The 25985-nt window shown below is 60.9% G+C and carries 22 protein-coding genes and 1 pseudogene; 15 read left to right on the top strand and 8 right to left on the bottom strand.

Features of this window, described 5'->3' with window-relative positions:
• The first annotated feature begins 2 nt into the window (after nucleotides 1-2).
• The 9 genes and pseudogenes from NQF87_RS06555 (at nucleotide 3) to trpS (ending at nucleotide 10044) form a co-directional block, all read left to right on the top strand.
• Nucleotides 3-1397, top strand: coding sequence for a glycosyltransferase family 2 protein (locus NQF87_RS06555; protein ID WP_266127630.1), 1395 nt, complete (start codon nucleotides 3-5; stop codon nucleotides 1395-1397).
• A gap of 286 nt (nucleotides 1398-1683) precedes the next feature.
• Nucleotides 1684-1947, top strand: a pseudogene (locus NQF87_RS06560) (exodeoxyribonuclease VII small subunit); the annotation flags it as partial.
• A gap of 161 nt (nucleotides 1948-2108) precedes the next feature.
• The gene (locus NQF87_RS06565; RefSeq protein ID WP_266127631.1) at nucleotides 2109-3017 is read left to right on the top strand and encodes a polyprenyl synthetase family protein; all 909 of its coding nucleotides are present in this window, start codon (nucleotides 2109-2111) and stop codon (nucleotides 3015-3017) included.
• A gap of 6 nt (nucleotides 3018-3023) precedes the next feature.
• Nucleotides 3024-4982, top strand: a complete 1959-nt coding sequence (gene dxs / locus NQF87_RS06570) for a 1-deoxy-D-xylulose-5-phosphate synthase (protein ID WP_266127632.1) — start codon at nucleotides 3024-3026, stop codon at nucleotides 4980-4982.
• Nucleotides 4982-5734, top strand: a complete 753-nt coding sequence (locus NQF87_RS06575) for a TlyA family RNA methyltransferase (RefSeq protein WP_266127633.1) — start codon at nucleotides 4982-4984, stop codon at nucleotides 5732-5734. The genes dxs and NQF87_RS06575 overlap by 1 nt, the downstream gene beginning before the upstream one ends.
• A 76-nt stretch (nucleotides 5735-5810) precedes the next feature.
• Nucleotides 5811-7022 (top strand): 23S rRNA (adenine(2503)-C(2))-methyltransferase RlmN, encoded by a 1212-nt coding sequence (rlmN, locus tag NQF87_RS06580; RefSeq protein ID WP_407652022.1) that lies wholly within the window; start codon nucleotides 5811-5813, stop codon nucleotides 7020-7022.
• A 112-nt stretch (nucleotides 7023-7134) separates the two neighbouring features.
• Nucleotides 7135-8367 carry an argininosuccinate synthase gene (locus NQF87_RS06585; protein WP_266127635.1) on the top strand — a complete coding sequence of 411 codons (1233 nt, stop codon included), beginning with the start codon at nucleotides 7135-7137 and terminating at the stop codon, nucleotides 8365-8367.
• An 80-nt stretch (nucleotides 8368-8447) separates the two neighbouring features.
• A complete protein-coding gene (locus tag NQF87_RS06590) occupies nucleotides 8448-8951 on the top strand; it encodes an FKBP-type peptidyl-prolyl cis-trans isomerase (protein WP_266127636.1) in 504 nt (167 codons plus the stop codon).
• A gap of 103 nt (nucleotides 8952-9054) precedes the next feature.
• Complete coding sequence (gene trpS, locus NQF87_RS06595; protein ID WP_266127637.1) at nucleotides 9055-10044, top strand: tryptophan--tRNA ligase; 990 nt, start codon at nucleotides 9055-9057, stop codon at nucleotides 10042-10044.
• 60 nt (nucleotides 10045-10104) lie between these two features.
• Here trpS and lpxB read toward each other — a convergent pair whose 3' ends face one another.
• The 5 genes from lpxB to rpmI form a co-directional block, all read right to left on the bottom strand.
• Nucleotides 10105-11325, bottom strand: coding sequence for a lipid-A-disaccharide synthase (lpxB, locus tag NQF87_RS06600; RefSeq protein WP_266127638.1), 1221 nt, complete (start codon nucleotides 11323-11325; stop codon nucleotides 10105-10107).
• A 36-nt stretch (nucleotides 11326-11361) separates the two neighbouring features.
• Complete coding sequence (pheT, locus tag NQF87_RS06605) at nucleotides 11362-13830, bottom strand: phenylalanine--tRNA ligase subunit beta (RefSeq protein ID WP_266127639.1); 2469 nt, start codon at nucleotides 13828-13830, stop codon at nucleotides 11362-11364.
• Between the two features lies 1 nt (nucleotide 13831).
• Nucleotides 13832-14902 (bottom strand): phenylalanine--tRNA ligase subunit alpha, encoded by a 1071-nt coding sequence (gene pheS, locus NQF87_RS06610; protein ID WP_266127640.1) that lies wholly within the window; start codon nucleotides 14900-14902, stop codon nucleotides 13832-13834.
• 203 nt (nucleotides 14903-15105) lie between these two features.
• Complete coding sequence (gene rplT / locus NQF87_RS06615) at nucleotides 15106-15459, bottom strand: 50S ribosomal protein L20 (RefSeq protein WP_043557924.1); 354 nt, start codon at nucleotides 15457-15459, stop codon at nucleotides 15106-15108.
• Between the two features lie 14 nt (nucleotides 15460-15473).
• Nucleotides 15474-15677, bottom strand: a complete 204-nt coding sequence (gene rpmI, locus NQF87_RS06620; protein ID WP_043557923.1) for a 50S ribosomal protein L35 — start codon at nucleotides 15675-15677, stop codon at nucleotides 15474-15476.
• A gap of 374 nt (nucleotides 15678-16051) precedes the next feature.
• On the opposite strand from rpmI, the gene NQF87_RS06625 reads away from it, so the two are divergent.
• Entirely contained in the window at nucleotides 16052-18499 is a 2448-nt protein-coding gene (locus tag NQF87_RS06625; protein ID WP_266127641.1) for a membrane-bound PQQ-dependent dehydrogenase, glucose/quinate/shikimate family, read from the top strand.
• 225 nt (nucleotides 18500-18724) lie between these two features.
• On the top strand, nucleotides 18725-19033 hold the full coding sequence (locus tag NQF87_RS06630; protein WP_266127642.1) for a hypothetical protein: 309 nt from the start codon (nucleotides 18725-18727) through the stop codon (nucleotides 19031-19033).
• A gap of 104 nt (nucleotides 19034-19137) precedes the next feature.
• Here the strand turns inward: NQF87_RS06630 and NQF87_RS06635 are convergent, their stop codons facing one another.
• The 3 genes from NQF87_RS06635 to NQF87_RS06645 all read right to left on the bottom strand — a co-directional run bounded on the left by NQF87_RS06635 (nucleotide 19138) and on the right by NQF87_RS06645 (nucleotide 23086).
• A complete protein-coding gene (locus tag NQF87_RS06635; RefSeq protein ID WP_266127643.1) occupies nucleotides 19138-19581 on the bottom strand; it encodes a SufE family protein in 444 nt (147 codons plus the stop codon).
• A 93-nt stretch (nucleotides 19582-19674) separates the two neighbouring features.
• The gene (locus NQF87_RS06640) at nucleotides 19675-21174 is read right to left on the bottom strand and encodes an ATP-binding response regulator (protein ID WP_266127644.1); all 1500 of its coding nucleotides are present in this window, start codon (nucleotides 21172-21174) and stop codon (nucleotides 19675-19677) included.
• Nucleotides 21122-23086, bottom strand: coding sequence for a hybrid sensor histidine kinase/response regulator (locus NQF87_RS06645; protein ID WP_266127645.1), 1965 nt, complete (start codon nucleotides 23084-23086; stop codon nucleotides 21122-21124). The genes NQF87_RS06640 and NQF87_RS06645 overlap by 53 nt, the downstream gene beginning before the upstream one ends.
• Before the next feature lie 126 nt (nucleotides 23087-23212).
• Between NQF87_RS06645 and NQF87_RS06650 the strand changes: the two genes are divergently transcribed.
• From NQF87_RS06650 to NQF87_RS06665, 4 genes are read left to right on the top strand one after another with little or no spacing between them, the layout of a single operon-like run.
• On the top strand, nucleotides 23213-23653 hold the full coding sequence (locus tag NQF87_RS06650; protein ID WP_266127646.1) for a hypothetical protein: 441 nt from the start codon (nucleotides 23213-23215) through the stop codon (nucleotides 23651-23653).
• A gap of 27 nt (nucleotides 23654-23680) precedes the next feature.
• Nucleotides 23681-24418, top strand: coding sequence for an ATP-binding cassette domain-containing protein (locus NQF87_RS06655; RefSeq protein WP_266127647.1), 738 nt, complete (start codon nucleotides 23681-23683; stop codon nucleotides 24416-24418).
• A complete protein-coding gene (locus NQF87_RS06660) occupies nucleotides 24415-25293 on the top strand; it encodes a hypothetical protein (protein WP_266127648.1) in 879 nt (292 codons plus the stop codon). Before NQF87_RS06655 ends, NQF87_RS06660 begins: the two co-directional genes overlap by 4 nt.
• On the top strand, nucleotides 25290-25961 hold the full coding sequence (locus NQF87_RS06665; RefSeq protein WP_266127649.1) for a YdcF family protein: 672 nt from the start codon (nucleotides 25290-25292) through the stop codon (nucleotides 25959-25961). The genes NQF87_RS06660 and NQF87_RS06665 overlap by 4 nt, the downstream gene beginning before the upstream one ends.
• Nucleotides 25962-25985 lie beyond the last annotated feature (24 nt).

Genomic DNA, 25985 nt, shown 5'->3' on the forward strand with positions numbered 1-25985 from the left:
CCATGGTTCTGACTGCTGCCCTTCTCTGCGTCCATAATGAGGCCAACAGGCTTGGCTGGTGGATAGCCCACCATGTGGCAGCAGGATTCTCGGCCCTTCTCATCTGTGACGATCACTCCACCGATGGCAGCCAAGACGTTCTGACACAGGCAGCCCGCAATTATGACATCCGCCTGCTGGCCACCAACCAGCAGGAAACGGACCGCCTGCAACGCCATCATGATGCCCAGCTGCAGATGCTCCGGCAGGAGGGGCAGCATTTTGACTGGATCATCCAGCTGGCGGTTGATGAGTATTTTGCACCCAGCTACCAGTCCGTGGAGACTTTTTTCAGTGACGTGGCAGCCCGCATGGGGCCGGAAGCCTTCCAGCGGACAACGCATGTTCCCGTCAACTGGTGCCTCATGGGGCTGGGCAAGCGGAAGCATCAACGCTTCGACGACCAGATAGCTCACCCGCGGTCCCTGTTCCTGAGCCACGCTTCCGAAACCTTTCCCGACAGCCGGGTCACCAGAGTCTTCTTCCGTCCTTCAGCCCGACAAGGCCTGCCTGATCCCTTCGCCAACATCCAGACCCCGCCGGACTGGAGCCACGGCCGCATCCTGCATGACGCTGCCGCCAGCAGCCGGACACCACAGGCCCGCCGCTATTACGACCGCAACGACCAGCATTTCGCCAAAGGGCAGGCCCTCCTGTCCCGGACTCTGGACATCAGTGCCCATATCCTCCAGGGCCTGATCATGGGGGCCTGCTACGCCATACAGAACGGCCAGGCCCCTGCCCCGAAGGCCAGACAACCCCTGCTGGAAACGCCCTGCCGCTTCAGGCAGTTCCATCTGCATCGCCATGACGGACAACTGGCACTCGACAGACAGAGCAGCGCGATCGGCTTCCACCCCACCGAAGCGATGAAGGCCCGGAATGACCTCATTCCTCTCCGCCTCACCATGCTGGATGCTCCGCCCCCGGAGATGGAAACTGTTGCATGGCTTCATGCAGAGCAGCCTGCGGGCCGCCCCTATCTGCCCGCCAGCGTCCCGTCATCCACCTATTTCTCCGCCCTGCTGGATTGCCTGCCAGTACGGCTTGAAAAAGGCGAGAAAGGGACTGTCCGACTCATCCTCCAGCCAACGGGACAGCCTCTCCCGGATCACGAACCTCTGAGCCTCACCCCGACGCAGGATACGCCTTCTTTCAAGCAGGATACCGTGGAAGACGCCCTCCGCCACTTCACGGCCTATGGCCTCACGGCTGCCGGACTGCATGAAGCCATACGGCACAGCCGCTGGTTCTCGCCATCCATCATCGGGGCACTCTATGCCCAGCTTCCTGCCGGAGAAGCACGGACGCTGTTCACGCCCCTCCTGTATCGGCTTTTCCATGAATGGAAACGCTAGAAAGATAACCATCCGGTAGTCTGTGGAAGGCCATATCTATCAACGTTAACCTTGCCATCATTTTTCTCTGTTATGTAATCCCGTGTGGCAAGCCTTAAAGAAAACGTGCGATAAATACATCCTGAGGAGCTGCAGCAGAAACCTTTAAAAGGACGTTGCCGGCAGTCCGGAAAGCCTCACGGTGCTCCGTGATCTTTCCGAATGGACAGGATGAGGGCTGGAAAAAATCTCAGTATCCCTGTAATGCCCTGTAAGTTTCATGATCTGAACCCCGGCTGGATAGTTCATGCCCGACCCTACGACATCCCGTACGACACAGACGACACCACTCCATCAGCTTTCCTTTGAAAGTGCCCTGGCCGAGCTTGAACAGATCGTACGCGGGTTGGAAAGCGGCCAGATGAAGCTGGAAGATGCCATCTCCGCCTATGAGCGGGGGGATGCCCTACGCCGTCACTGTGAAGAACGTCTTGACGAGGCCGAGATGCGGGTGAAGGCCATTGTCCAGAATGCCGATGGCTCCCTTTCCGAAGAGGAGCTGGGTGCCACGGAGAAGGCGTCTCCCGCCCCCCGCCGCAGATCCCCCACCAGAAGCGCACAGAAACCGCAGGATACGGGCCGTTCCCCCCCTCCGGGTCTGGATGATGAAATCCCATTCTGATGAAACAGTGCGTACTGATGCCCCTCGCCCCACACCAAGGAGACCCTTCCATGACCGACAGCCCTGCCCTCTCCCTCAAGGAGGCCCTCCATCAGGCCTGTCGTGATATTGAATCCAGCATTGATGCGCTCCTGCCCATGGTTCCCGGGGATGAATCCCTGCTGATTGAAGCCATGCGCTATGCCGCCCTGAATGGTGGCAAACGTCTGCGTGGCTTCCTCGTGCTGGAGATCGCCGCCCTGTTTGATGCCTCCCGTGAGGCTGCCCTCCGTGTTGCGGCATCCGTCGAATTTCTCCATGCCTATTCCCTCGTCCATGATGACCTGCCAGCCATGGATGATGATGACCTCCGCCGGGGGCAGCCCTCCACGCACAAAAAATTCAACGAGGCTTTCGCCATTCTCGCTGGTGATGCCCTCCAGACCAGTGCCTTTGAAGTCCTACTGGAAGACGCCACCAGCAAGGACCCGGCCATCCGGGCCGAGCTGGCACTGGCACTGGCCCGAGCCTCCGGCAGTGCCGGCATGGTCGGCGGGCAGGTCATTGACATCCGTGGTGAAGGCAAGGCCCTCCCGCTGGAGAAAGTCCGACGGCTGCACGCCATGAAGACCGGTGCCCTGATCCGCTACGCCGCAGAGGCTGGAGCCATTCTGGCCGGTCTCAAGGCTGATGACCCCCGCCGTGAGGCCATCGTCCGCTATGGTGCCGATCTCGGTACGGCCTTCCAGGTCGCCGATGACATTCTGGACACCACGGCCAGCACTGAAGAACTGGGCAAGACGGCAGGCAAGGATGAAGATGCCTGCAAGTCCAACTATGTCTCCCTTCTGGGCATCGACGGTGCCCGCAGGGAGGCACTGCGCCTGAGCGAGCAGGCCCGCCAGTCCCTTTCTTCCTTCGGTCCCCGTGCGGATACGCTCCGTGCCCTCGCTGATTATTTCGTTGAACGCAGGAACTGATTGTCCATGAGCACGTCTTCCTCCATCCCTACTCTGGGCCGTTATCCTCTTCTGGATCGGGTAAGCGTACCGGCGGACATGAAAAACCTGTCCATCGAACAGCTGACCACCCTCGCAGAAGAACTGCGCTCGGAAACCATCAATGCCGTTTCCACGACAGGCGGGCATCTCGGTGCCTCCCTCGGTGTTGTCGAGCTGACAGTGGCCCTCCATGCGGTGTTCAATACGCCGGATGACCGGGTCATCTGGGACGTGGGCCATCAGGCCTACCCCCACAAGATTCTGACCGGCCGTCGTGAACATATCCGCACGCTGCGCCAGCCGGGGGGCCTCTCCGGCTTCACGCGCCGCGCCGAAAGCCCCTACGACCCCTTCGGGGCCGCCCACTCATCCACGTCCATTTCCGCCGGACTGGGCATGGCCGTCGCCCACCACCTTTATGCGGAAGAGAATCCCTCCTACCGGGAACGGAACGTCATCTCCGTCATCGGGGACGGGTCCATCTCCGCCGGCATGGCCTATGAAGCCATGAACAATGCCGGTGCCATGGGCGGCAAGGGAGCCGAACGTCTCATCGTCATCTTGAATGACAATGAGATGTCCATTGCACCGCCTGTCGGGGCCATGTCCAACTATCTGGGCCGTCTGATGTCCTCCCGCCGCTTCCTGACCCTGCGGGACATGGCGGGCAAGCTGGCCAAGCGGCTTCCTTCCCGCATCGAGCGTACGGCCAAACGGGCCGAGGAATATGCCCGTGGCATGATCACCGGTGGCACGCTCTTCGAGGAACTCGGCTTCTATTATATCGGCCCGGTGGACGGGCACGACATGAACCAGCTTGTCCCCATCCTGCGCAACCTGCGTGATGCCGAGGACAAGGGGCCTGTCCTGCTGCACGTCATCACCGAAAAAGGCCGGGGCTACAAACCTGCCGAAGCAGCTGGCGACAAATATCATGCCGTCGCCCGCTTCGACGTGGAAACCGGCAAGCAGCAGAAGGCTCCTGCCGGCCCACCCACCTATACGGACGTTTTCTCCCGTGAGCTTCTCCACCGGGCCAATCAGGATGACAGGGTGGTTGCCATCACGGCCGCCATGCCGTCTGGCACGGGGCTGGACAAAATGGCCCAGCAGCACCCTGACCGTTACTTTGATGTCGGCATTGCCGAGCAGCATGCCGTGACCTTTGCTGCCGGCATCGCCAGCGAGGGAATGCGCCCATTCTGCGCCATCTATTCCACGTTCCTCCAGCGAGCCTATGATCAGGTCATGCATGACGTGGCCCTCCAGAATCTGCCTGTCCGCTTTGCCGTGGACCGTGCCGGTCTGGTCGGAGCTGACGGGGCCACCCATGCCGGGTCTTTCGACCTCAACTATCTCTGCTGCCTGCCGAACATGACCGTCATGGCTCCGTCGGACGAACTGGAACTGCTCCATATGACCGCCACGGCCTGGACGCACGACAGCGGACCGATTGCCCTGCGCTATCCCCGTGGGGCCGGGTTTGGTCTGAAGCTTCCTGAACAGGGTGAAATTCTGGAAATCGGCAAAGGCCGCATCGTGCGTGCTTCCGAAGGCGAAGGCGTGGCCATCCTCGCCCTTGGCCCCCGCCTGCATGAAGCCCTGAAGGCTGCCGAAACGCTGGAAAAAGAAGGTATTGCCGTCACCGTGGCTGATGCCCGCTTTGCCAAGCCGGTTGATGGTGCCCTGATCGAACAGCTTGCCCGCCAACACAGAGCCTTCATCACCATTGAGGATGGCGCACCGGGTGGCTTCAGCACGCAGGTCGTACAGCATCTGGCCGCAACCGGCCTGCTGGATCAGGTCCGCTTCCGCCCGATGGCTCTGCCCGATACGTGGATCGACCACAACACGCCCGCTGCCCAGTACGAGGAAGCAGGCCTGACAGCCCATCACATTGCCGATCTGGCCCGCAGAACCCTTGATGGGAAGGCCGGGGCCTGATGGCCAAACGCCGTGCGGACCAGCTCCTTGTGGAAAGGGGGCTGGTCGAAACACGCAGCCGGGCGCAGGCCCTCATCATGGCCGGGCTGGTCTATGCTGGCCCGCATGGTGACAAGCCCGTCAAAAAAGCAGGGGACCAGCTTGCTGAAGACATGCCCCTGACCCTGAAGGGGCAGGATCACCCCTGGGTCTCCCGTGGCGGGCTGAAACTGGCTCATGCGCTGGAGCATTTCCCGCTCTCCGCAGAAGGGAAAATCGCCGTGGATGTCGGAGCCTCGACAGGAGGCTTTACCGACGTTCTGCTCCAGAACGGGGCGGCAAAAGTCTATGCCGTGGATGTCGGGCATGGCCAGCTGGCATGGAAAATCCGCTCCGATGAGCGTGTCGTGGTGCTGGAAAAAACAAATGCCCGCCATCTGAGTGCAGAGCATGTGCCAGAAGCCCCGGATATTGTCGTCTGTGATGCCAGCTTCATCAGCCTGAAAACCGTTCTGGCTCCAGCCCTTGGCATGGCAAAAGAGGGCGCGTGGGCCGTGGCCCTCATCAAGCCCCAGTTCGAGGCGGGCCGGGCTGATATTGGCCCCAAGGGGGTCGTACGTGACCCGGCGGTGCATGACCGTGTCTGTCAGGACATAACGGACTGGTTTGCCGCTCTCCCCGGCTGGACCATTCTCGGCCTTGTTCCCAGCCCGATCACGGGGCCGGAAGGCAATAAGGAATTCCTCATTGCTGCCCGCAAAGGCGCACTCTAGGTCATTCTGCCTCACCCCATCACTTTTCTGACCCGTAAACGGGTTCCCGTGCTATAGCCGCCCCATGACACATCCGATGCCTTCTTCTTCCCCTGTTTCCTCCGATGCCGTGAATGCCCTCAATGAGAGCGAACGCAGACGCATCGAAGCCAAATCCGCCCTTTTTGCACCCCCCACACCCGTCACGGAAGACGGGCGGCGTGAACTGGTCGGTCTCTCCCGGGAAGAGCTGGCCGAGGTCCTGACCGAGATCGGCGAGAAGCCCTTCCGGGCCAAGCAGCTCTGGCACTGGATATACCATCAGGGCGTGACGGACTTTTCCCTCATGTCCACCATTGCCAAACCATTACAGGCCAAGCTGGAAAAGCATTTCATCGTTGGCCGCCCCAGCCTGACAACGCAGCAGACCTCCAGGGATGATACCCGCAAATTCCTATTCCGCTTCCGTGACGGGCAGGAGGCGGAAACCGTCTATATCCCGGACCGGCGGGAAGACCGGGGGGCTGTCTGCATTTCCTCCCAGGTGGGCTGCACCCTGTCCTGCACCTTCTGCCATACGGGTACGCAGAAACTTGTCCGCAATCTGGGTGCTGCCGAAATTGTCGGGCAGTTCATGGCCGCACGGGACAGCTATGGTGAATGGCCCAGCCCCAAGGGAGACACGCCCCGCCTGCTCTCCACCATCGTGCTGATGGGCATGGGGGAACCGCTCTATAATTACGAGAATGTCGCCAAGGCCATGAAGATCATCATGGATGGCGAAGGCATCGCCCTCTCCCGACGCCGCATCACGCTGTCCACCTCAGGCGTCGTGCCCATGATGGACCGCTGCGGTGATGAACTGGGAATCAATCTGGCCATTTCCCTCCATGCCGTCCGCAATGACCTGCGGGACCAGCTGGTGCCCCTGAACCGGAAATACCCGATTGAAGAGCTGATGGCCGCCTGCCACCGCTATCCGGCCGCCTCCAACTCCCGCCGCATCACCTTTGAATACATCATGATCCGGGACGTGAATGACAGTGACGCCGAAGCCAGGGAGCTGGTGCGGCTGATCCGTGGCCTGCCTGCCAAGGTCAATCTCATTCCCTTCAATCCCTGGCCGGGATCGGACTTCCGCCCCTCCACACGGGAGCGTCTGGCCAGTTTCGCCCAGATCGTCATGGATGCCGGATACGCCGCCCCCATCCGTATGCCCCGTGGCAAGGACATTCTTGCCGCCTGCGGGCAGCTCAAGACACAGAGCGAACGGAAACGGCAGGCCGAATCCCGCAATACCGGCGCATGAGCCTTCCCCTGCGGGGGTGGGCCTCTGGCCCAATGGTCTGACAGATGTTACAAGACCATAATAACTTTGACGACATCTGGGTCTGTCTTTCAGCAGAGGATATATAGCGACCATGAGCAAAGCCTCAGGCATCAAGAAAGTCGTTCTGGCCTATTCCGGTGGGCTGGATACGTCCGTCATTCTCCGCTGGCTTCAGGAGCATTACGGCTGCGAGGTTGTCACCTTCACGGCTGATCTCGGCCAGGGAGAAGAGCTGGAACCCGCACGCCGCAAGGCTGAATCCCTCGGCGTGAAGGAAATCTTTGTCGAAGACCTGCGGGAGACCTTCGTCAAGGATTACGTCTTCCCGATGTTCCGGGCCAACACGGTCTATGAAGGTCAGTACCTGCTGGGCACCTCCATCGCCCGCCCGCTGATCTCCAAGCGTCAGATCGAGATTGCCGAGGCTGTCGGGGCCGATGCCGTGGCGCATGGTGCAACAGGCAAGGGCAACGATCAGGTCCGCTTCGAGCTGGCCTATTATGCCCTGAAGCCAGATGTGAAGGTCATTGCGCCGTGGCGTGAATGGGACCTGACCTCCCGCACCAGGCTGCTGGACTTTGCCGAGAAGAACCAGATTCCCGTCACCAAGGACAAGCGGGGCGAGGCCCCCTTCTCCGTGGATGCCAACCTGCTGCATTCTTCCTCCGAAGGGAAAATTCTGGAAGACCCCTCCCTGCCGCCGGATGAGATCGTCTTCCAGCGCACCATCTCCCCGGAAGCCGCACCGGACAAGGCCACCGAAATCACCATCGATTTCAAGCATGGCGACCCGGTGGCCATCAATGGTGAGGCCCTGTCTCCGGCCAGCCTGCTCGCCCGCCTCAACGAGCTGGGCAAGGCCAACGGCATTGGCCGTCTCGACATCGTGGAGAACCGCTTTGTCGGCATGAAGTCCCGCGGGATTTACGAAACGCCTGGCGGAACCATCCTGCTTCAGGCTCATCGTTCCATGGAATCCATCACACTGGACCGTGAAGCTGCCCATCTCAAGGACAGCATCATGCCCCGCTATGCCGAGCTGATCTATAACGGCCTGTGGTTCTCCCCGGAACGCCACATGCTCCAGGCCCTGATCGACAGCAGCCAGAACTCCGTCAATGGCCGTGTCCGCCTGAAGCTCTACAAGGGCAATGTCATCTGCGTGGGCCGTGAAAGCCCCGACAGCCTGTATGACGCCCGTGTCGTGACCTTCGAGGATGACGAAGGTGCCTATAATCAGGTGGATGCCCAGGGCTTCATCCGCCTCAATGCGCTCCGTCTGCGACTGGGTGCCAATAAAGGACGCCGTGGCGGTACGCCCTGACCCTGTGTCCTTTCCCCCTGCCGGATCATGCTGGTCCGGCAGGGCTGTCTCTTCTCCCCAGCTTGCAAAGAGGCGTCTCCATGTCCCACCGTCCGCGTTCCCTCTTCCGCTATCTGCCAGCCTGTGTGCTGGCTGGTCTGCTTGGTCTGACTGCCTGTTCCGGCGGCCCCAAACCGGACCTGACACCCCAGCAGTTCATGGACCAGGTCTATAAACAGCCGGGCGTGCAGAAACTGCCTGATGGTCTCGCCTACAAGGTGCTGAAATCCGGCCCCAAGGATGCTCCCCATCCGCAGAAAGGGGGCACCATGATGGTCATTTACGAGGGTCGTCTGCCCGATGGCGGCATTTTTGACGCCTCGGAAATGCACACCGGTGCCGCCTATATGGAAATGCCTCTGGATGGCGTCATCGAAGGCTGGATGGAAGGACTGCCCATGATGCGCGTCGGCGATACATGGGAACTCTACGTCCCCCCCAAGCTGGGCTATGGCAAGCGGTCCATGGGAATCATTCCCCCCAACAGCCCGCTGATCTTCAAGATCCAGCTTCTGGGTGTTGAGGATGACAACTCCCTGCAATAAGGCCATCCCGCTTTTTCATCTGCCCTGCCCGCAGGGCACACCGCCGTCCCCTCATCTCTGAGCGGGGCGGTTTTTGTCTTCTCCTTCTGCCAGGACCATGTTCATGCAGCGTGTTTTTTCAGGCATTCAGCCAACCGGTATTCCTCATCTTGGCAACTATCTCGGAGCGATCCGCAACTGGGTCACCCTGCAGAAAGACCATGACTGCCTGTTCTGCCTCGTGGACATGCACTCCCTGACCATGCCGTGGTCTCCAGAGGCCCTGCGTGAACAGACGCTCGCCTCCACAGCCTGTCTCCTGGCCTCCGGTATTGACCCGACCCGCCTATACAACCAGTCTGCCGTCAGTGCCCATGCCCGCCTCGGCTGGATTTTCAACTGCGTGTCCCGCCTTGGCTGGCTGAACCGCATGACGCAGTTCAAGGACAAGGCAGGCAAGAACCGGGAAAACCATTCAGCCGGTCTCTATGTCTATCCCAACCTGATGGCTGCCGACATTCTGGCCTTCCATGCCACACGGGTTCCTGTCGGGGATGACCAGCGACAACATCTCGAGCTGGCCAATGACATCGCCCAGAAATTCAATCATGACATGGGTGTCGAGTTCTTCCCGCTGATCGAGCCGCTCATCCCGCCTCATGCCGCCCGTGTGATGAGTCTGCGTGATGGCAGCAAGAAGATGTCCAAATCCGACCCATCCGACCAGAGCCGCATCATCCTGAATGACACGGCGGATGCGATTACCCAGAAAATCCGCAAGGCCCGCACGGATGCCGAGCCTCTCCCCAGTGAGGAAGCCGGACTGGAAGGCCGCCCGGAAGCCCGCAACCTGCTGACCATCTATGCCGCCATGTCCGGCAGGACACTGGCTGACGTGCTGACCCAGTTCTCCGGACAGGGCTTCGGCACCTTCAAGCAGGCACTGGCTGACCTGCTGGTCGAGACTCTGGCCCCCGTCGCCGATGAAACCCGCCGCCTGATGGATGACAAGGCCCATCTCATGCAGGTTCTCCGTCAGGGGGCTGAACGTGCCCGTGCGGTCTCCGAACCCATCGTCAGTGAAGCGGAAAAGCTGGTCGGGTTCCTGCGTTAAGGCAGCAATCTCCTCTGCACGGAAAAAGGCCTGCCCTCTTCATGAGGGGCAGGCCTTTTTTCATGAGGCCCGTATTTCAGAAAGTGGTGTTTCCATAAGCTCCAGCACCTGCTTTGCCGCTGCCACGGCAGGCAGGTCTCCATCCGGAGCCTCCAGCATCGCCAGAATGTTCCCGAACGCCTCCTGCTGTGCCCTGCGCTTTGCTTCGTCCGTCAGAAGGGCCGTGATCTCGTCAGCCAGTTTCTGGGGAGTGCAGTCATGCTGGATAAGCTCCGGCACGACCTCCCGCCCTGCCAGAATGTTGATCATGGACACATAGGGCAGGCGCAGGAACAGACGCCCCAGCAGAGCGGACAGAGGGTTGACCTTGTAAGTCACCGCCATCGGGACCCGCCCGATGGCCAGCTCCAGAATGGACGTCCCTGATTTGGTCAGCGCACAGTCAGCAGCCCGGATGGCATCGTGCTTGTCTTCCGTATCCGTCAGGATTGACGGATGAACGGCCCAGTGCCGCACCATTTTCCTGACCAGCGGTGCCATGCCGGACGTGGCCGGAATGACAGGCTGAAGGTCCGGGAAACGCTCATGAAGAATCCTGAGCGTTTTCTCGAACACCGGCAGCAGTTTCGGAACTTCCGATGACCGGCTCCCCGGCATGAGGATCAGGATGGGGCTGCCCGGTCTGAGGTCATGCCGCTTGTGAAAACGCTCCGCATCCCCATGCGCCACGCCGGACTGCAAGATGGGATGCCCCACAAAGCTGGCCTGTATTCCCCGCTCCGCAAACCATGCCGGTTCAAAAGGAAAGAGACAGAGCAGACTGTCCCACAGGCCACGATACTGTCTGACCCTGTTCTCCCGCCATGCCCAGACCTGCGGAGCCACATAATGCAGCCGCCGGACATTCAGCCTGCGGATGCGCTTCAGAAGACGGAAGGAAAATCCCGGGCTGTCAATCGTGATGACGATATCCGGGCGACGGAGTTCAATATCCTGCTGCGCCTCCAGCAGCCGCTGGGACAGCAGGCGCAGCCGGGGCAGGACTTCCATGAAGCCCATGACCGTCAGCTCCTCCATCGGGAAGAGACTCCGCAGCCCCCTTGCTTCCATCCGTCCGCCCCCGACACCGGCAAAAACCAGTGTCGGGTCAATACGGTGCAGGGCCTGCATCAGGCGGGCACCAATGCTGTCCCCACTCGGTTCCCCTGCGAGAATCCAGATCACCCGGCCATGATGGTGAAGGGGAACCTCACCTTCGACAGGAGCACCCACATCCACCATGACATCCGTTCCCTTCGTCTCGCTGTTTTCAGGGGATCAGCGACGGAGCGTGGCCCCCGTGGCTTTCTGCACGGCAGCTTCCACTGCTGCCATCAGGGCGTCAAGCTGTGCATCCGTCAGGCTGTCCTTCTGTGGCTGGAGGGTCACCTCCACACCAAGAGACCGATGCCCGGCCGGGACGGACCCGCCTTCAAAAATGTCGAAAAGACGCACATCCATAATCAGCTTACGATCTGCCATCCGCACGGCTTTCAGAACATCCTGAATCTGAACGTTCCCGTCCGCAAGGAAGGCGAAATCACGCCGCACGGGCTGAAGGGCCGACAGGGCCGGAGCCGCTTTCCGCTTCACCTTGGGCAGCGGCACCTTGTCCAGCGTCACCTCAAAGACGGCCACCGTACCACTCAGGCCAAAATGGCGGGCTACACGGGGATGCAGCTCCCCGAAACTGCCCAGCATGAGCTTTGGCCCCTGCCGCACGACACCGGAACGGCCCGGATGGTAATAACCCGGTGCATCCGGCGTACTGCTCAGGGATGCTTCAGCCACGCCAAGAGCAGCCAGAGCCGCCATCAGGTCCGCCTTGGCATCCATCCATGACGGTTCCTCGGCGGGCTGACCGGGAGCACGGGCACTCACGCCCCCACGCACGCCAGCCAGCACCACACGATTACCCTGCTGCCCGAAACAGGGGCCAAGCTCGAAGAAGGACGCATCCCCCGCAAAGCCCTGTCCATGAGCCAGATTACGCCCCAATGCCCGCAGCAGATTGATGACGGGCGTCGAACGGAGCTGGTTCAGGTCCGTTGCGATCGGATTCAGCAGACGGTCCTGCTCCCGCCCCTCTTCAAACAGGGCCACATCCTGATCGGACACGAAGGAGAAGCCAACCGTCTCCATCAGGCCACGTCCCGCACACAGGCGGCGCAGCAGAGCCGCTCTGCCCTGCTGAGACGTCACGGCTGGAGACGGCACCATATGGGTCCGAGGCAGAGAGAGAGCCGGAACTTCATCCAGACCACGGATACGCAGGACTTCCTCGACCAGATCGGCCTCGGCCTCCATGGCATCCACACTGGCGGCGGCCTTCCCGGCGATGGCGGCATCCAGTGTTTCGGCCTGTGCCAGACCATGCCCTGCTGCCACATCATGACGCCATGACGGCACGGCGAAAATCGCCTTCTCTGCCGTGCGGTCCTGCACCTCGAACCCCAGAGCCTCCAGAATCTCCACGGCCCTGTCCGCCTCAATCTCGAGACCGCCCAGCGTGGAAAGACGCTCGAAACGCAGGCTGGCCGTTCTCTGCCATGCCGGTTCTGCACCGGCTTCAGTCACCTCACTCGGTGTACCGCCGCACAGCTCCACGATCAGAGCCGTGGCTGCCTCCAAGCCGGAACGGACAAGAGCCGGGTCCACCCCACGCTCGAAGCGGTAACGGGCATCCGTCTGCACACCAAGGCGACGGCCCGTCAGGGCAATGCGCACGGGGTCGAACAGGGCGGACTCCACGAACACGTCGACCGTTTCCACCGTGACGGCGCTGGCCTCGCCACCAATGATGCCCGCCAGAGATTGCACACCGGCTTCATCCGCAATGACGAGATCATCCGGACCCAGAACAAGCTCCTGCCCATCCAGAGCACGGAAATGCTCCCCCTTGCCGGATGTCAGGGACAGCCTGTCACCCGTCAGACGGGTGGCATCGAATACATGCAGAGGGCGGCCAATGTTCATCATCAGATAATTGGTCACGTCCACCAGGGCCGACTGGGACCGCAGCCCCACGCTCTCCAGACGCCGCTTCAGCCATGCCGGGCTGGGGCCATTCTTCACGCCACGGATCAGACGCCCGGTAGCGTAGGAACAGGCCGGATGATCCAGCTCCCAGCGGATCGGGCTTTCACCCTGCCCTTCCAGCGTTTCCGTCAGCCACGGCTTCAGCGTGCCCAGACCGGCCGCAGCGAGATCACGGGCAACCCCCCGGACGCTCAGCGCATCGCCACGATTGGGGGTAATGGCAATCTCGATGACCGGATCATCCAGCCTGGCATGACGGACATAATCTTCACCCAGTGGCGTACCATCAGGCAGCTCGGCAATGCCGTTGGATTCTTCACCGATCCCGAGTTCCCGCAGGGAGCAGAGCATCCCGTTACTGGTCTGGCCCCGGATTTTCCCCGGCTTGATCGTCATGTCACTGCCGGGAATATACGTCCCCGGTGGGGCGAAAATGACGTGCAATCCCGTGCGGGCATTCGGCGCACCACAGACGACCTGAACTTCCTCGAAGCCCTGACCAGCAGAGACACGGCAGAGCTGGAGGCGGTCGGCATCCGGATGACGGGTGGCCTCCAGAATCTTTGCCGTACGGAATCCGGCCAGACGTTCCGTCGGATCATCAACGCCTTCAACCTCAAGGCCGATGCGGTTGAGCGTCGCGCAGATCTCTTCCAGAGAGGCCGTGAAATCGAGATGATCCCGCAGCCATGAGAGTGAAAACTTCATGTCAGAAACCCTCCGTCAGCGTTGCCGGGGACAGTGATGAAAAACCATAATGACGCAGCCAGCGCAGGTCACTCTCATAGAAGGAGCGCAGGTCCGTGATGCCGTTCTTCAACATGGCCAGACGCTCGATCCCCATGCCGAAGGCAAAGCCCTGCCACTCTGCCGGGTCCAGCCCGCAATTGCCCAGCACACGGGCATGGACCATGCCAGCCCCCAGAACTTCCAGCCAGTCCGCCCCGGCACCGATCACGCCAGTCTCCCGTGACCAGCCAATGTCGATTTCCATGGATGGCTCGGTGAAGGGAAAGTAGGAGGCCCGGAACCGGACCGGCAGATCAGGCTGGTTGAAGAATGCCCGCAGAAACTCCGTCAGGCAGCCCTTCAGATGACCCAGCGTGATGCCCTTCTCGATGACCAGCCCCTCACACTGATGGAACATGGGGGAATGGGTAGCATCATGGTCGGCACGATAGGTGCGGCCCGGTGCAATGATGCGGATGGGCGGCGTCTCACCCAGCATGGTGCGGACCTGCACACCGGATGTCTGCGTCCGCAGCACCCGGAGTTCTTCACTGTCGCCGACGGCCGGGAGATAGAACGTGTCCTGCTCGGTCCGGGCCGGGTGATGTTCCGGCGTGTTCAGGGCGGAGAAATTGTGCCACTGACTTTCAATATCCGGCCCTTCCGCCACATGGAAATCCATCGCCCCGAAAATGGTCGTGATCTCTTCAATCGTCCGGCTGACGGGATGAATGAGACCAGCGGATACGGAAGCGGGAGGTTGGGTGATGTCCACCGTCTCCTCGGCCAGACGCTTCTGGAGAGCCAGCTCCTCGATCTCCCTGCCACGCTGCTCGATCAGGGCCGTCAGCTCATCCCGCAGGCGGTTGAGAGCCTGTCCACGCTCCTTCCGCTCCTCGTGGGAGAACAAACCGAGCTGCCGGAGCAAACCCGTCAGTCTGCCGGATCGTCCCAGCGTCCCGACCCGGACAGCATCCCATTCACCGTGAGTGCTGGCCTGCTTCAGAGCTGCCAGTGTCTCATCCTTCAGAGTTTCAAGGTCATTGGCCATAGCCTGTCTTCCATCATCTCATGAGCCTGTTTCAGAAACTCTTCCCGCCTCCGGTCTCTCCCTGAAGCTCCGGATGGTGAACAGTTTCTGAAGCAGCCTGAAAGAAAAGCGGGCTGCTCCGTTGCCAGAACAGCCCGCCACTCATCAGTCCCGTCCCCTCACGGTCCGCACGAACCGGAGCAGAAAGGGCATGGGGGATCGTCTTACAGGGCTGCCTGAGCCTTGCGCACGATCTCAGCAAAAGCTGCAGCATCATCATAGGCAATGGCAGCCAGAACCTTGCGGTCAATCTCGATCCCGGCCTTGTTCAGACCGTTGATGAAACGGCTGTAGGTCAGGCCATGCTCACGCACGGCAGCACTGATGCGCTGGATCCACAGGGAGCGGAAATCACGCTTCTTGTTGCGGCGGTCACGATAGGCATAACGCAGTGCCTTCTCGACGCGCTCCAGAGCGATACGGTAGTTTGTGGAAGAACGCCCGCGATAGCCTTTGGCGAGATCAAGGACCTTCTTGTGACGGGCGTGGGTGGTCGTACCCCGTTTGACACGTGCCATGGTTTCTTAACTCCTTATGACAGCCCGTAGGGTGCCCACTGCTTGACGGTACGGGCATCCATGTCCGTCATTGTCTGCGGACCACGGTTGCTGCGCTTCATCTTCTGCGGGCGGTTAATCAGGCCATGGCGTTTGTTGCCGGGACCACAGGTCACCTTGCCAGTCGCGGTGATCTTGAACCGCTTCTTGACCGAAGACTTCGTCTTCAACTTGGGCATTTTCATCTCCTTCAGTTCTGAAGTCCCCATTCCCCGAAGAAAATGGAGACCGCACGGCCGGGCATGCCACATCAATACGGCCCGGGCGCGTGCACAACCTAGGGGGCTTATAGGGGCAACACTGCCGTGCCTCAAGCAAAAAGCACGTCAGGCACGCATGTTTTTCCACATGACCCGGCCACCGGCAATACCATCACATTGCCGTGAATATGATAGCAGGAGCACTCACCCGGTCCGAATTTATTGAGCGCAGATGCTTGACCGGCAGCCCCTTCCCTGTGCTTAAAGACAGTAGATCATCATCCGTGGCAGGACAGCCCTGCCGGGGTCGCACTTGAACGAGTGATCGAGTTTAACAACACTGAGGCTTATCCATGTCCTCCATTTCCCGTACGGGGGGAATCTGGGTTTCGCTGGTTGCCATCCTCATGGCAATTGTCGGCCTGCTGCTGGCTGCTGGTGGTATCTATGCCATCAGCGAAGGCGGTCCCCTCTATTATCTCATCAGCGGGCTGGGCATACTGCTCAGCGCGTTCTTCGTCCACAAGCGGAAGCCGATCGGCATTGCCATCTATGCAGTCGTGCTGCTCGGCACGCTCATCTGGGCTCTCTGTGTCGTAGGACTTAACCTCTGGAGCCTCGTGCCCCGGCTGGATGTTGTCATCATCATCGGCATCGTGCTGCTGCTGCCCTTCATCCGTCGTGCACTGGCTGCCAACCAGCTGGCCACCATTCCTCTCGGCATCGGTGTCGTCCTCAGTGCGCTGGCACTGGTGGTGTCCGCCTTCATGGACCCGTATGACATCAGCGGCTCCCTGCCGACTGAGCAGGTCAACGCCCGCCCGGCAAATCCGGACAACGTGCCGGACAGTGACTGGACCTCCTACGCCCGCACACAGGATGGCAACCACTGGTCTCCCCTGACACAGATCAATGACCGGAACGTCAGCCAGCTGAAGGTGGCGTGGGTCATGCGCACGGGCGACCTGCTGGACAAGTCCCGTGACCCCGGCGAGGCCACCAACGAGGCCACACCGCTCGAGTTCGACAACACCCTCTATTTCTGCTCCCTGCATCAGAAGGTCTTCGCCGTTGATGCCGTGACCGGGAAAACGAAATGGGTGTTCGATCCCAAGCTGAACGTCAATCCGGGCTTCCAGCACCTGACATGCCGTGGCGTCAGTGCCCATACGATGCCCGCCAATGCCGTTGACAGCAGCGGCCAGCCTGTCACCTCGACGGACTGCGCCAAGCGTATCATCGCCATGGTCAATGATGGCCGCATGGTCGAAATCGACGCACAGACGGGCAAGGCCTGTCAGGGCTTCGGCGACAACGGACAGGTGGACCTGCGCTTCTCCCACCAGCCCTATACGACGGCTGGGGAATATGCACCGACCTCACCGCCGGTCATCACGGACAAGCTGATCATCGTCAACAGTGCGGTGAAGGACAACGGGTCCGTCCATCAGCCTTCCGGGGCGACACGGGCCTATGACGTCTACACGGGCAAGCTTGTCTGGGTCTTTGACGCCGCCAATCCCGATCCAAACGAAATGCCGAGCGAAGAGCATCCGCATTTCCACCCCAACTCTCCGAACTCCTGGTCCGTCTCGTCCTACGACAAGAACCTGAACATGGTGTACATCCCGATGGGTGTCGGTACGCCTGACCAGTGGGGTGGGTATCGTGACAAGGATGCCGAGCGTTATCCGCCGGGTGTCATCGCCCTGAATGCCGACACGGGCAAGCTCGTCTGGTTCTACCAGACCGTCCACCACGACCTGTGGGACATGGATGCTTCCGCACAGCCCAACCTTGTGGACATCACCCAGAAGGATGGCAGCCTCGTTCCAGCCATCTATATCCCGACAAAGAGTGGTGACATCTTCGTTCTGGACCGCCGCACGGGCAAGCCGATCGTTCCGGCTCCGGAAATCCCGGCTCCGGGTGGTGCTGCCACAGGCGACCATACCAGCCCGACCCAGCCACATTCTGACCTGAGCCTGCGCCCGAAAGACCCGCTGTCCGACCGTGACATCTGGGGGGCAACGATCCTCGACCAGATGGTCTGCAGCGTGTATTTCCACAGCCTGCGCTATGAAGGGCCGTATACGCCGCCTTCCACACAGGGCACGCTGGTCTTCCCGGGCGATCTGGGCATGTTTGAATGGGGCGGTCTGGCCGTTGATCCACGGCGTCAAGTTGCCTTCACCAACCCCATTTCCATTCCCTTCGTTTCCACGCTGGTTCCCCGTGGACCAGGCAACCCGCGCTGGCCGGATGCAAACAGCAAGGGCGGCAGCGGTGGCGAAACAGGGCTTCAGCCGAACTACGGCATTCCCTACGCCATCAACCTCCATCCCTTCCTGGATCCGCTTCTGGCCAAGATCGGTCTCTTCCTGCCATGCCGCACGCCGCCGTGGGGTGCTGTTGCCGGGATCGACCTGCGGACCAACAAGGTCATCTGGCAGCATCGTAACGGAACCCTGCGGGACTCCCTGCATGGCTCTGTCCTGCCGATCGAGCTGCCTCCCATCAAGATCGGCGTGCCGAGCCTTGGTGGCCCGCTGGCCACGGCTGGCAACGTAGCCTTCCTGACATCCACGCAGGATTACTACATCCGTGCCTATGACATGACGACCGGCAAGGTCATCTGGAAAGACCGCCTCCCCGCCGGGGCACAGTCCGCTCCCATGACCTACAGCATCAATGGTCGCCAGTACATCGTGACCTATGCTGGTGGACACGGTTCCTTCCTGAGCAGGATGGGTGATTATCTGATTGCCTATGCCCTGCCTGAGAAGGACGGGAAAAAGTGATGATCTGAAAAAGGTTTATCACGAAGTAAAAAGGGGGAGTGCCCGAACAGGGCCTCCCCTTTTTTCATGCCCGTATTTTCTTCTTATTAAGATGGAATCCTAAGATAGGGTAATAGACAGGTCTGATTATTGAAAAATGACGCAGACTTCACTATTCCCCCGTGGGGCTTCCGTATAGAATAATCGACAGGCTGTTTGCCCACATTTCACAGAAGGAAAAATTCTATGATGTTCCGTCGCATGGCTACGTTCGCTCTCATCGCCGGTGCCCTGACCAGTCAGATGGCCTTTGCCGCACCGTCTCATGGCAAGGCTCACCACTGCCGCAATGAGAAAGGCCAGTTTGCAAAGTGCGAAAAGCCCAAGGCAAAGCCCTGCCGTGACAAGAGCGGCAAATTTGCCAAATGCAGCACCCAGGATGCCCAGCCCGCCAGCAAGGCTGCCGATGCCGTGAAGGACAGCACCAACCCGATGAAGTCCGACATGCCGACAGCACCAGCCGCTTCTGCCCCGGCTGCCGCAGCAACCCACTGAGAACAGCCATCCATGCTCCATCTCCCTTCACCCGGGGTGGAGCAGGAGCTGTAGAAAAAAGCCCTTCCGGTTTCAGGCCGGAAGGGCTTTTTCAGTCATGCAGGTCAGGAAGAGGCACGCTGCCGGATGGCCTGTGCCATGGCTTCCACGCCATTGCCCCGATTGGCTGAAAGGGCCTTCACCAGCCCGAGATCATGAAGAAACACCGGGTCGGTCGCCATGATCTCGTCCCGTGTCCGACCGGAATAGACCCTCAGGAGCAGGGCCACCAGCCCCTGCACGATGGCAGCATCCGATGCTCCGGCAAAAAACAGACGCCCCTCCCGTTCCTCAGCCTCCAGCCAGACCTGGCTCTGGCAGCCCGGAACACGGTGCGCATCATTCTGCCAGTCCTGCGGAATCGCCGGAAGCTTCCGGCCCAGCTCGATGATGTACTGATAACGCTCCATCCAGTCATCAAACAGGGCCAGCTCATCACCAACGGCCTCAATAGCCTGTGCTGCGTCATCTTCCTGCGGCTGCACAAAACAGGATGTCGTCTCGGCCATGCCTTCACCTTCTCTTCCGTTATCTATCAAGGCATGGCCATCATAACCGGACCAGGGGAAATGGGAACCGCTCTTATCCAGAATCTCGCTATCTCAGCCTTTCAGCAGGGGCAGCAGGAGCCGCATGACCGTTCCCTGACCGGGGGTACTCTCCACCACCACATCCCCGTGATGAGCCAGGACAAAACTGTAAATTCCGGCCAGCCCCAGACCGGTCCCTTTTCCCGGCTGCTTGGTCGTGAAGAATGGCTCAAAAATATGCTTCTGGACCTCTTCACTCATGCCCTCACCTTCATCCCGAACCTCAAGGGCAAGGGCCTGACCCTGCACGCAGTCCTGCGGGGCTTCCGGCAGAGTATAGGCGATCCGGCGGGCCGCCATCGTGACCGTGCCACCATCCGGCATGGCGTCACGGGCATTCACACACAGATTGAGCAGAGCCATCTCCAGCTGTTCCGGACAGGTCAGGACTGGGAGCGGCCCGTCATCTTCCAGCTCCAGCACGAAACGGACAGCCGGGACCGCCCCATAGAAACTCTGCCGGAACAGGCTGGCCCGTTCTTCCAGGAAAGGGGCAATGTCAAGAGGCTGTACCGTCCGGCCACTCTGCCCCGCACGGCCAAACTGGAGCAGGCGACGGGTCAGCCCCTCGCCCCGCTCCACAGTCTCCATCGCCCGCCCCAGCCACTTCTCCTGAATGGTCCGGGCCCTCTCATCACCCTGCATCTGCCCGGACAGGGCCTCCAGGCAGCTCCCCAGAATTGTGAGCAGATTGTTGAAATCATGCGCCACGCCCCCTGCCAGACGCCCGAAGGCCTCCAGCCGCTCCCCGCGATTGAGCCGTGTCTCCAGCAGGACACGCCGGGTCACGTCACGATCCACGCTGACCTGCCACGCTTCCGACAGGGGCACATCTTCCGGCCATTTCAGGGCCATACGGACAATCTCATGCCATGAACTCTGCCCGGTCTCATCCGTAATTTCCAACAGCTCTTCAGCCTGTCCCTCATGCCAGACCTGTTCCCGCAGCCGGGAAATCACCGGCTTCAGACTGGACGCATAATGCTCGCTTTCACATTCCCCCTGACAGGCCCGGTTGCTCCGTATGCACCGTCCCTGCGCATCAGAGAAGACCAGCCCGAATGGCAGGCTTTCCATGAGACCATGCAGGAGAGCCTGCTCCACCTTCAGGGCACGCTGTGCCTGCCATGTCCTGTGCGCCTCATGCACAAGGCTGAATACATGGTCCGCATCCCACGGCTTGTGCACATAGGCAACGATCCTGCCATGATTGAGAGCCGCCACGACAGCCTCCAGGTCAGCATAACCCGTCATCAGAATAGCACGGGCATCAGACCGGGCACTGGCACGGCTGAGGAACTGATCCCCGGTCATCCCCGGCATCCGCTGGTCGGAAATGATGACGGAAATTTCCGGGTGGGCCTCCAGCAGGGCAAGGGCACTGCATGGGTCCGACGCCGTCAGCAATGTGCAGCTTTCCTCCAGCAGATCACCAAGAGCGACAAGAATCTCCTCTTCATCATCCACCAGAAGAACGCAAGGTTGGGCCCTGGTACTGTAAGGCTCGTTCATGCTGTTTCATTTCCTCCTGTGCCCTGCGCCGCTTTGGCTCCCGCACGGCCCATCCTTCTGCCGCCCTGTATACGGGAAGGCGAATCACAAAATGTGCACCACGCCCGGCACCGGCCTGCTTTTCCTCAGGCCAGCTTTTCCCGGCTCCACACGCATCCGTGATGTCAATCGTCCCGCCATGAGCCTGCACGATGCCATGGACGATTGAAAGCCCCAGCCCGGTTCCCTCTCCCTGTGCCTTGGTGGTGAAAAAGGGATCAAAAATCCAGGGGCGGATTGCCTCATTTATGCCCGGACCGTTGTCGCTTACCGTAATTTCGTAAACATCATCATAAAGGCGGGTCGCAATTCGTATCAGCCCCTTGCGCTGCAGCTGCCCGTCCTGCCGAGCATCATTCAGGGCATCAGCCGCATTGGCAATGAGGTTCATGACCGCCTGATGGAACAGCGTCTCCTGACAGACAAGCTGCCGGGGAGCCTCAAGCTGGCATTCCACCGTAATGTCCCGGCTCAGCCGGTGGCTGACCAGGGCCAGTCCCATCTCTATGGCCTCGCCAGCATCCACCTCACACCAGTGCCCTTCTTCCAGACGGGAAAAACGGCGTAGACGCACGACAAGGTCCCTGATCCGGCCCAGCCCTGTCTTCATCGCCGCCAGACGGGTCATGGCCCGCTCGATGCGGGCCTGACCTTCCTCTCCCTGACCGGTTGTCTCCACCCAGCGCAGGCACCGCTCAACCGTGTCCGCATGACCGAGCGTAAACGCCAGAGGGTTGTTGATCTCATGGGCGATACCGGCCACCAGCTCCCCCAGCGATGCCATCTTGGCTGTCTGGACCAGTCTGGCCTGTGTCTGCACAAGCTCCTCATTCATCTGGGCCAGTTCACGATTGGCCCGGGCCAGGGCATCAGCCAGTGATGCCTGCGCCTGTGCGGCCTCCAGGGCCAGAGCGGACTGCTGCCGCTCCATCTCCCGCTGCCGGAAGGCTTCATTCTCACGCCGCCGCCGGACCATGGCCCGGATGCGCAGGGCAAGCACCATGGGGGTCATGTCACTGGGCACGAGGTCTTCCAGCCCGGTTTCCAGAAAGGCCACACAGGACTCACCCCGGAAACGCTCCGCCTGGATGATGCCAAGAATGCGGAAAGGGATTCCCCCTTGTGCCCTCAGGGCATGACGACGCTGATCCAGCAGACGGCAGAAGGCAAGGTCTGCCTCATTGTCCCGTATGTCCTCCAATACGATGCAGTCCGGCCCGTCCGTCCCTGTCAGCCAGCTTCCATTCAGCAGGTCGCTGGAACGCGTGACCGATGTCACGGTATGCCCATCCCGCCAGAGCAGCTCTCCCAGCCCCGCATCCTCCGCTCCCTCGGAGGCCCTGTCATAGCTATTGATATGAGGATCATTCCAGAAATCCAGCAGAGCTTCATCTTCCGGGGCACGGACAATGACGACGCGTGCCCGCCTCGCATGCCATTGCGGATGGAGGAGACGCTTTTCCTCGGCAAGATGCAGCATGGTGCGTATCCGCATCAGCAGCAGGTCCGAATGGGCCGAACTGGAGAGGTAGGCATCTGCGCCACATTCAAAACAGTCCAGCTCCACCCTGGGAGAGGTATCCTCCGTGAGCATCAGCACGGGCACATCCTGCATGGCGGGGGTCGCCTTGGCCCGCCGGACAAACTGTCCGGCACTCATGCCTCTCTGGAGCGTGCAGCAGATGACCATGTCCACCCGCCGCTCCCGGCAATGGGCCTCCAGAACTTCCAGCATGGTTTCGGCACTCTGGCGGCACACGACATCCATTCCCTCGCTGGACAGGAGCCGGCACACCTGGCTGTGGTCCGGCCCTGCGGGGTCCAGAAGGAGAATATGAACGTCTTTTTCGTCCAGCGTGGGTAAGATTTGCATTACGCCTCTCTTGAAGCTAGGTGCAGAGGGAGGGAGACAGGACAGGGAGGCTTCCGGTCCCACCTTTCCATCTCTCTTTTACGCCATTGCCAGCACGACTGTCTTACAGGAAGGTCTGAAAGATTCATGGATACATCACCCTCTTCCGCCCACTCTTCCTCTGCACGGGGGGAACGTCTCCTTTCAGGCACCCGGTCCCATTCACACCAGCAGGGCGGCATCCTCGCCGGCCGTGTCCTGCTCAACCTGATCTGGGCGCTGGCCCATTTCCTGTTCAGCTTCCTCATCCAGCTGACGGAGCTTTTCGCTCCCATACTGCTCATCCTCGGTGCAGGCTGGGCACTGCTGCCGCACCTCATCAGTCTGGCCACCGCCAATCTCGGCTCCCTGACCGAAGATCAGCAGACACATGACATCGTCAACCACATTTCCCACACCATTCCGGACCAGCTGGTCATTGCTGGCCACCAGCTCACCCCGCATGGCCTCATCACGGACGGACTGCTGCTCATGGCCCTTGCGGCGGCCTCCTCCACCGCAGCGGCATGGCTGACCCGCAGACTCTGAACATACCCGGACCCTGCGGAAACCTGCATGATCATCCTGAAGACGCTGCCCCTGCCCGTCAGCACGACCCTCATGCCGCAGGGCGTGCAGCCTCTCACCCTTCGCGTCGAACGGGGGGAGGTTCTCTGGGTGACGGGACCGGCTGAATCCGGCAAGACGGCCCTGCTGGAAACCGTCGCCCTGCGCCGTCCGGTCACGGGCGGCACCCTGTCCATCATGAACCATGAGGCAGGCCCCCGTCTCAGCTCCGGAACACACAGGACTCTCCAGCAGCGCATCAGTTACATCGAAGCCACGCCCCGCTTCATGGACCGGCTGAACGTCGCCGACAACATCGCCCTGCCACTGGAGCTGAACCATGTCCGCCAGGCCGACATACAGCGGGAAACGGACTCCATCATCCGCTGGTTCCAGCTGGAAGGTTACGCCGGGGCACTGCTGGACGCGCTGAGCTACACCACGCGCCTTCGGGTCGCCTGCGCCCGGGCACTGATCACCCAGCCCGCCATCATTCTGGTGGATGAACCTGCCCTGACTCTCTGCCCCGCCCTGCAGGACCGCCTGCTGACGACCATACGGGGCCTGACGAAAAACGGGGCCACGGCCCTTCTGGCCACCCAGTCCCCCACGGGAAACCCGCTTCTGCCCGGGCGGTCCCTCTCCCTGCCGCAGGCCAGTCCATCACCGCCAGACAGCACGGCCTCCAGGGACAGTCTCACGGTCCCGCTGTTTCTTTCCCCCGATGACAAAGGACTGCTTCCATGACACGTCTGTCCCGTGCGGCAGGCTGGCCTTCACCCTGGCCATCCCTGCTGGGGCTTTGCCTCATCACATGGCTGATCGGGCTGGCTCTGGCTCTTCCCCACGGCGTGGACAGGGCCATCCAGCAGTGGGAAAGCGAGCTGAACGACCATGTCGTGATCGCCCTGCCCCCTGCCGACGGCAGACATGCCGAACAGATCAACACCCTGCCCCAGACCCTGATGACGGCCTTCCCCGGGACACAGGCCACCCGCCTGCCCGACCGTGATGTCGAACGCAGCCTTGCCACATGGTCCACACCGTGGGAGGGGCCGCTTCCGGCACTCATCACCCTGCACTATCATGGAGACATGACGGCTCTGACCAGTTTCGTGCATCAGCACTCACCAGAGGCCAGGGTCATTCCACCACCACCCCAGCTGACGAAACTGACGCCACTGATGACGGGCCTGCGTCACGCCGCCGGAAACATCGCCCTTGCTGCCGGACTGGGTGCCGCCCTGATCGTACCGGCTCTGCTCTATCTGGGTGCCCGTACCGTCGCTCTGGCCAATGCCAGCCAGCTGGCCCTTCTTCCCACTCTGGGTGGAAAAACCTCATCCCTGCATCATGTTCTGGCCCTGCGGATGGCCCTCATGATCTTCCCCGGCAGCCTTGCCGGTATCGGCCTTCTGGTCCCTACGCTGGCCCTCATCACCTCTGCCCTGCGCCCCCTGTTGCGCCTGCCCCCTTTCGCAGGGTTTGCGTCCGCCTTCCATGCCCAGACCTTCCTGCCCCTGTCATTATGGGGGATACTTTTCCTGCTCCCCTTCCTGATGGCTCTGGCTGGCTGGGGTATGGTTCATCTGGTCCTCTTCAGGCAGGAACACAGGTCATGATGAAAGGACCGGGTATGAATATCTGGTCGCTCTTCTCTGCCGTCCTGACCATTGCCGTCTGGGTCCTGCTGGGAAGTTTCATCTATTTCTGCGCCGATGCGCTCCGCCCCTCACCAGACCTGCACAGCATCCCTGCCGACTGCGATGGCATCGTCGCCCTGACCGGAGGGGAACACCGCATAGAAGCCGGAATTGCGCTGCTCCGGCAGCAGCCGGACCGGCTCCTCCTGATCTCCGGCGTATCACCCCATACGGGGCTGTCCCATATTCTTGCAGCCACGAAATCAGCCCCGCTCCCACCTGAACTGACCCGACAGATCAGCCTCGGATACCGGGCAGCCACCACCATTGGCAATGCATGGGAAACTGCCCAGTGGGCAGAACAGAAACATCTGCACCATCTCGTGCTGGTAACAGCCGGGTACCACATGCGCCGCTCCCTGCTGGAATTTCATGACATTGCTCCCCAGCTCCGTTTCACCCCTTACTGGGTACAGCCTTCCGCCATGAACACGCCACTGCACCCACGCACCATGCTGCTGATGTTCAGCCAGTATGGCAAACTGGTCGGGGCCTTCATCCGTCTCATGCTCCTGCACCAGCAGGATCATGCACAGGAAGGGTTCCGGCCCGCCTCCTCATCCCCCTCCCTCGCCACTCCTGCCTGATTTTCAACGGCTGACCTCACATTT

Source organism: Bombella dulcis (assembly GCF_026385505.1).
Classification (GTDB): Bacteria; Pseudomonadota; Alphaproteobacteria; order Acetobacterales; family Acetobacteraceae; genus Bombella; species Bombella dulcis.